Genomic DNA, 7,027 nt, shown 5'->3' on the forward strand with positions numbered 1-7,027 from the left:
CCGCAGGCTCGCCCGAAGGGGTCAGCGCCCGGCCATCCGCTCCAGCCGGGCGATCCGCTCGCGCATCGGCGGGTGGGTGGAGAACAGCTTGGCGCCGCGCTCGCCGGGCCGGAACGGGTTGGCGATCATCATGTGGCTGGCGGTCTGCAACTGCGGCTCGGGCGGCAGCGGGAGGCGCTGGGTGCCCGCGTCCAGCTTGCGCAGGGCACCGGCCAGGGCGAGCGGGTCGCCGGTGATCCGGGCGCCGTCGGCGTCGGCCTGGTACTCGCGGGAGCGGCTGACGGCCAGCTGGATCAGGCTCGCCGCGACCGGGCCGAGGATCATGATCGCCAGCATGCCGACCAGGCCCGGGCCGTCGTCGTCGTCCGAGCGGCCGATCGGGATCAGCCAGGCGAAGTTGACCAGGAACATCACCACCGAGGCGAGCGCGCCCGCCACCGAGGAGATCAGGATGTCCCGGTTGTAGACGTGGCTGAGCTCGTGGCCCAGGACGCCGCGCAGCTCCCGCTCGTCCAGCAGTTGCAGGATGCCGTCGGTGCAGCAGACCGCCGCGTTGCGCGGGTTGCGGCCGGTGGCGAAGGCGTTCGGCGCGGGCGTGGGCGAGATGTACAGCCGGGGCATCGGCTGGCGGGCCGCGGTGGAGAGCTCGCGGACGATCCGGTACAGCTGCGGGGCCTCGATCTCGCTGACCGGGCGGGCCCGCATCGCGCGCAGCGCCAGCTTGTCGCTGTTCCAGTACGCGTAGGCGTTGGTGCCGATCGCGACCAGCAGCGCCACCAGCAGGCCGGTGCGGCCGAAGAAACCGCCGATCACCAGGATCAGCGCGGACAGGCCGCCCAGCAGGACGGCCGTCCGCAATCCGTTGTGGTGGCTGTGCACTGCGGGGCCCTCCTGTGGTGCCGGTGGAAGCCGTGGAGCCGCTTCCTTCTGCCGGGATCAACGCGCCGAACCGGTCGGTTCGTTCCCTCCGGCATTCGACCACGGCTCAGAACAGGCTGCCCGACACCACCCCCAGGACCAGCTGCGGAGCCACCGAGAGCACCACCGCGCCGACCGCCGCCAGGCCCAGCGCGGCGGTGAGGGAGGCCGGGGCGCGGCGCGGGCCGGCCGCCTCCGGGCCGACCGCCTCCGGGGCGGGCTCGAACAGCAGGGCGGTCCACTTCAGGTAGTAGGCGAGCGCGACCACCACGTTCACCGCCATCACCACGGCCAGCCAGCCCAGGCCGGCGTCCACCGCCGAGCGGAACACCACGACCTTGCCGAACAGGCCGACCACGCCCGGCGGCAGGCCGGCCAGGCAGAGCAGGAAGAACGCCAGCGCGAACGCCGCCCAGCGGTTGCGCCCGGCCAGGCCGCGGAAGCCGTCCAGCCGCCCGGAGCCGCCGACCAGCGCGACCGCGCCGAACGCGCCCAGGTTCACCAGGCCGTAGATCAGCGCGTACGCCACGGTCGCGCCCAGCGGCTCGGCCGAGCCCGCGTATCCGGCGGCGGCCAGCGGCACCAGCAGGTAGCCGGCCTGGCCGACCGAGGACCAGGCCAGCAGCCGGACCGCCCCGTGCGGGGTGTCGGTGCGCTGGCGCAGCGCGGCCGCGTTGCCGACCGTCATGGTGAGCGCGGCGAGCACCGCCAGCACCAGGCCCCAGGTGTGGCCGTACGGGCGGAAGGCGACGGTGGTGACCAGCGCGAGGCCGGACAGGCCGGCCGCCTTGCCGACCACCGAGAGGTAGCCGGCCACCGGCAGCGGCGCGCCGGCGTACGTGTCGGGGACCCAGAAGTGGAACGGGACGGCGGCGGCCTTGAACGCGAAACCGACCAGGGTGAGCACCGCGCCCGCCTCGGCGAGCGGCTTCAACTGGCCGGGGGCGTGGGCCAGTCCGTCGGCGATGCCCTGGAGCTGGATCGTCCCGGCGGCGGCGTAGACGAAGCTGACGCCGAGCAGCATCACGGCCGTCGCGGTGACCGAGGAGAGGAAGAACTTGAGCGCGCTCTCCGCGCCCCGGCCGTCCCGGCGCAGGCCGACCAGGGCGAACGCGGGCAGGGTGGCCACCTCCAGGGCGATCACCAGGGTGGCGAGGTCGCGGGCGGCGGGCAGCAGGGCGGCGCCGCAGGCGGAGGAGAGCAGCAGGAACCAGTACTCGCCGCCGGGGAGCCCCGCGGCGGAGCCGCTGTTCGGCACGGCGGCGTCCACGGTGTGCAGCGAGAGCAGCACCGTCAGCAGCGCGCCGCCCAGCGCCAGCAGTTGGAAGGCCAGCGCGAAGTGGTCGGCGGTGTAGGAGCAGCCGCCGCCGGGGCTCTTGAAGCAGAACGTGGAGCGGGTGTCGCCCAGTGCCAGGGGCAGCAGCGCCGCCAGCGCGGCCAGCAGCCCGGCCGCGCTCAGCCACCCCAGCAGCCGCTTGCGGGCCTCGGGCAGGAACAGGTCGGTGACCAGGACGGCGAGGGCGGCGAGCGCGGCGATCAGCGGCGGGGCGACGGCCACCCAGTCGACGGACTGGATCAGGCCGCCCGGGTCGGCGACGGCGAGCGGCGTCAGCGGAGTCATGAGGGACTGCCCCAGGTCGTGAGCGGTGGCCATCAGCCGCCTCCGAGGAGGTGCTTGACGGCCGGGTCGGAGAGGCCGAGGAGCAGGGCCGGCCACAGGCCCGCGAGCAGGGTGAGCGCGGCCAGCGGCGTCCAACTGGCGGCCTCGTAGCCCTTCAGGTCGGCCAGTTCGGCGACCGGGGCGGGCTGCTCCGGGTCTCCCATGCAGACCCGCTTGACCACGACCAGCAGGTAGCCGGCGGTCAGCAGGGTGCCGAGGCCGGCCAGCGCCATGTAGGTGACGAACGCGGGCCGGGAGAGCCCGGCGGCCGGGTCGAACGCGCCGTACATGGCCAGCAGTTCGCCCCAGAACCCGGCCAGGCCGGGCAGGCCGAGGCTGGCGACGGCGGCGAAGGCGAGCAGCCCGCCGATCCGCGGGGCGCGGCCGTAGAGGGCGGCGCCGGTGGCCCCGGCGAGGGTGTCGAGGTCGGCGGTGCCGTAGCGGTCCTTGACCGCGCCGACCACGAAGAACAGCAGGCCGGTGATCAGGCCGTGCGCGATGTTGGCGAACAGCGCGCCGTTCAGGCCGGTCGGGGTGAGCGAGGCGATGCCGAGCAGCACGAAGCCCATGTGGCCGACCGAGGAGTACGCGATCAGCCGCTTCAGGTCGCCCTTGGCGCCCTTGCGGGCGAGCGCCAGGCAGGCGAGCGAGCCGTAGACGATGCCGACGGCGGCGAACGCGCCCAGGTAGGGGGCGAAGGTCGCGGTGCCGTCGGGGACGACCGGCAGCAGGACGCGGACCAGGCCGTAGGTGCCCATCTTGAGCATCACGCCGGCCAGCAGCACCGAGCCCGCGGTGGGGGCGGCGGTGTGCGCGTCGGGCAGCCAGGAGTGCAGCGGCCAGGCGGGGGCCTTCACGGCGAGGCCGACCAGGATCGCCAGCGCGGCGACCAGCTGGGTGGTGTGCGACAGGCCGGCGCCGTGCGCGTCGGCCAGCTTCACCATGTCGAACGTCCCGGCCTTGACGCCGATCAGCAGGAAGCCGAGCAGCATCACGGCCGAGCCGAGCAGGGTGTACAGGATGAACCGGTTGGCGGCTGCGACCTTCTGCCCGCTGCCCCAGCGCGCGATCAGGAAGTACATCGGGATCAGCACGATCTCGAAGGCCAGGAAGAACAGCACCAGGTCGAGCACCGCGAAGGTGGCCAGCATGCCGGTCTCCAGCAGGAGCAGCAGGCCGGTGAAGGCCCGGCCGCCGGGGCCCGCCGGGAGCTTCTTCACCGAGTAGACCGCGCACAGGAAGGTGAGCAGCGCGGTGAGGACCAGCAGCGGCAGCGAGATGCCGTCGGTGCCCAGGTGCAGGCGGACGTCCAGGGCGGGGATCCAGGAGACGTCGGTGACGGCCTGCATCCGGCCCGGGTCGCCGTGGTCGAAGCCCGCGGCGAGGGCGACCGCCAGCAGCAGGGTGGCGCCGGTGACGGTGGTGCCGAGGCGCAGCGCCTGCCTGTCGCCGATCGGGGCGAGCGTCAGGGCGGCGCCGAGCAGCGGCAGGGCCAGGAGGGCGATGAGGACCGCGTTCATCGGGGGCTCCAAGGGCGTGCCGGGACGGGGAGGTGGGGACGGGTCATGAGCCGACCGCCACCAGGACGGCGAGCAGGACGGCCCCGGCCAGCAGCGCGCTCAGGTAGCCCTGGGCGTTGCCGGTCTGGGCGAAGCGCACGGCGCGGCCGAGCAGGCCGGGGGCGGCGCCGGCGCCGCGCACGTAGGTCTCCACCACGGCGCGGTCCAGGAACCGGACCAGCCGGGCGGCGGCCGCGGTGGGCCGGACGAACAGCGCGGTGTAGAGCCGGTCGACGCCGAAGCCGTGCTGGGCGGGGCCGTGCAGCGGGCCGAGCAGCAGGCGTCCGGGGTCGGTGGCGGGCCGTCCGGCGGCGGCCCGGGCGGCGGCGGTGCGCCAGGCGGTGTACGCCAGCAGGATGCCGGCTAGGGCGACGCCGGTGCCGAGCACGCCGGTCTCGAAGGACGGGGCGAGCGACTGGCCGTCGAGCAGGTCGGACAGCCAGTGGGTGTTGGCACCGACCACGCCGAGGGCGAAGGTCGGGACCATCAGCACCCACAGCGGCCAGGTCATCGCGGCGGGTTCGGCGTGCGCCGGGTCGGCCTCGTCGATCTCGGCGGAGTACGGGGCGTCGGGCTGCCGGACCGGTCCGGCGACGGGGCGGCCCCAGAAGGCGACCAGCCACAGCCGGGTGGCGTAGGCGGCGGTGAGCAGCGCGGTAAGCAGGCCGGCCACCAGGACCGTCCAGCCGGCCGCGGCGGGCACCGCGGAGGCCGGGCCGAGGCTGGCGGTGAGGGCCTCGCCGTGGGCGGCGTGCTCGGCGGCGGTGAGCACCGACTCCTTGGAGAAGAAGCCGGACAGCGGCCACAGGCCGGCCAGTGCGGCCAGGCCGACGGTCATCGCGATGAACGCGTTGGGGACGCGGCGGCGCAGGCCGTCGATCCGCGACATCACGTCGATCGAGTTGGTGTGCGCGGCGTGGATCAGCACGCCGGCGGTGAGGAACAGCAGGGCCTTGAACGCGCCGTGCGAGACCAGGTGGAACACCGCGGCCTGCCGGTCGCCGGAGGCCAGCGCGCCCGCCATGTAGCCGAGCTGGCCGACCGTCGAGTAGGCCAGCACGCGTTTCAGGTCGTCCTGGGCGAGCGCGCACAGCGCGGAGCCGACCATGGTGACGGCGGCCATCACGGCCAGCACCAGCAGCGCGGCGGAGGACAGCAGGAAGACCGGCAGCAGCCGGGCGACCAGGTAGACGCCGGCGGCGACCATGGTGGCGGCGTGGATCAGCGCGGAGACCGGCGTCGGGCCGGCCATCGCGTCCGGGAGCCAGGTGTGCAGCGGGAACTGGGCGCTCTTGCCCGCGACGCCCGCGAGCAGCAGCAGGGCGATCAGGGTGGGGTGCTGGAGGCCGCCCTCGGCGGCGGTGCGCAGCACCTCGGTGATCCGGAAGCTGCCGGCGTCCGCGCCGAGCAGGAACAGGCCGAACAGGAACGGCACGTCGCCGAGCTTGGTGACCAGGAACGCCTTCAGCGAGGCGCTGCGGGCGTCGGCGGTCTCCCAGTGGTGGCCGATCAGGAAGTACGAGCAGATGCCCATCACCTCCCAGCCGACCAGCAGCACGATCAGGTCGCCGGAGTAGACGACCAGGAACATCGCGGCGGTGAACAGCGAGACCAGGGCGGCGTACGAGGGGTAGCGCGGGTCGTCCTTGAGGTACGCGGTCGAGTAGACCTGCACGCAGGTGGCGACCAGGCCGACCAGCACCGAGATCAGCGAGGAGAAGCCGTCCAGGTACAGGGCGAGCGAGATCTCGGGGCCGCCGGTGGGGGCGAGCCGGGTGGCGGCGTCCAGGGTGGTGCCGGTGCCCAGTTGGAGGGCGGTGACCAGGGCGAGCACGGCGGAGACCGCGACCGGCAGCACGGCCAGCGGGCGGGCCAGGCCGGGGTGGCGGCGGCCGGTGGCGAGGCCGGCGGCGGCGCCGAGCGCGGGCAGCGCGGGGACGAGGATCGGCAGCGCGAGGTTCATCGGGCGACCTCCTCGGTGTCCGCCTCGGTGTCCGCCTCGTGGCGGTCGCCGAGCGCGGTGACCTCGTCGACGGCGGCGGTGCGGCGGGTGCGGTAGACCAGCAGCACGATGGCCAGGCCGAGGCCGATCTCGGCGGCGGCGATGGTGATGGTGAACAGGGTGAGGGCCTGTCCGGCGTGCAGGGTGTCGCGCAGCCAGACGTCGAAGGCGACCAGGTTGAGGTTGACGGCGTTGAGCATCAGCTCGACCGACATCAGCACCAGGACGACGTTGCGCCGGGCAAGCACGCCGTACACGCCGACGCTGAACAGCAGCACGGCGAGGACGGCGGGGTAGGCGAGGTGCACCTCAGCGCTCCTTCTGCTTCGTCAGGCCGGCGCGCAGCTTCCCGGCCCGCGGCTTGGCGTCGGCGCCGCCGCCCTTGGAGCGGGAGAGCACGATCGCGCCGACCAGGGCGGCGAGCAGCAGCACCGACAGCGCCTCGAACGGCAGCACCCAGTGCGAGAACAGGTACTCGCCGGTCAGCCGGGTGGTGCCGACCGCGCCGGACAGGTCGATCCAGGACGAGCGGAACGCGTCGACGACCAGGGTGACCAGGGTGGCGGCGGAGGCGAGGCCGACCGCGAGGGCGGCCGGGCGGTTGCCGGAGTCGGCGTCCGGGGAGCGGCCGATCGGGGCGCGGGTCAGCATCAGGCCGAACAGCACCAGCACGACCACCGAGCCCAGGTACACCAGCACCTGCACCCAGGCCACGAACTCGGCGGTCAGCAGCAGGAACTCGACCGCGAGCCCGCCCAGCGCGACCACCAGCCACAGCGCGGCGTGCACCAGCTGCCGGGTCGTCACCGAGACGACGGCGGCGCCGAGCACGAGCACACCGACCAGCAGGAAGACGATCTCCTGCCCGGTCGGCGAGAGGTACGAGCG

At 74.2% G+C, this 7,027-nt stretch carries 6 protein-coding genes; all 6 read right to left on the reverse strand.

Annotation, left to right across the window (positions count from 1 at the left end; translation table 11 throughout):
- Window positions 1-21: 21 nt before the first annotated feature.
- Window positions 22-879, reverse strand: a complete 858-nt coding sequence (gene htpX, locus ACFUEL_RS06565; RefSeq protein WP_380234905.1) for a zinc metalloprotease HtpX — start codon at window positions 877-879, stop codon at window positions 22-24.
- A gap of 106 nt (window positions 880-985) precedes the next feature.
- Window positions 986-2,539, reverse strand: a complete 1,554-nt coding sequence (locus ACFUEL_RS06570; protein WP_380234912.1) for an NADH-quinone oxidoreductase subunit N — start codon at window positions 2,537-2,539, stop codon at window positions 986-988.
- A gap of 32 nt (window positions 2,540-2,571) precedes the next feature.
- Window positions 2,572-4,098, reverse strand: coding sequence for a NuoM family protein (locus ACFUEL_RS06575; protein WP_380234906.1), 1,527 nt, complete (start codon window positions 4,096-4,098; stop codon window positions 2,572-2,574).
- Window positions 4,099-4,141: 43 nt separating this feature from the next.
- A complete protein-coding gene (locus tag ACFUEL_RS06580) occupies window positions 4,142-6,100 on the reverse strand; it encodes an NADH-quinone oxidoreductase subunit L (protein WP_380234907.1) in 1,959 nt (652 codons plus the stop codon).
- Window positions 6,097-6,447 carry an NADH-quinone oxidoreductase subunit NuoK gene (nuoK, locus tag ACFUEL_RS06585; RefSeq protein WP_380234908.1) on the reverse strand — a complete coding sequence of 117 codons (351 nt, stop codon included), beginning with the start codon at window positions 6,445-6,447 and terminating at the stop codon, window positions 6,097-6,099. The genes ACFUEL_RS06580 and nuoK overlap by 4 nt, the downstream gene beginning before the upstream one ends.
- 1 nt (window position 6,448) lies before the next feature.
- Window positions 6,449-7,027, reverse strand: a 579-nt coding sequence (locus ACFUEL_RS06590; RefSeq protein WP_380234909.1) for an NADH-quinone oxidoreductase subunit J, incomplete at its 5' end; no start/stop codon positions are given.

The organism is Kitasatospora sp. NPDC057198 (assembly GCF_042670125.1).
GTDB lineage: Bacteria > Actinomycetota > Actinomycetes > Streptomycetales > Streptomycetaceae > Kitasatospora.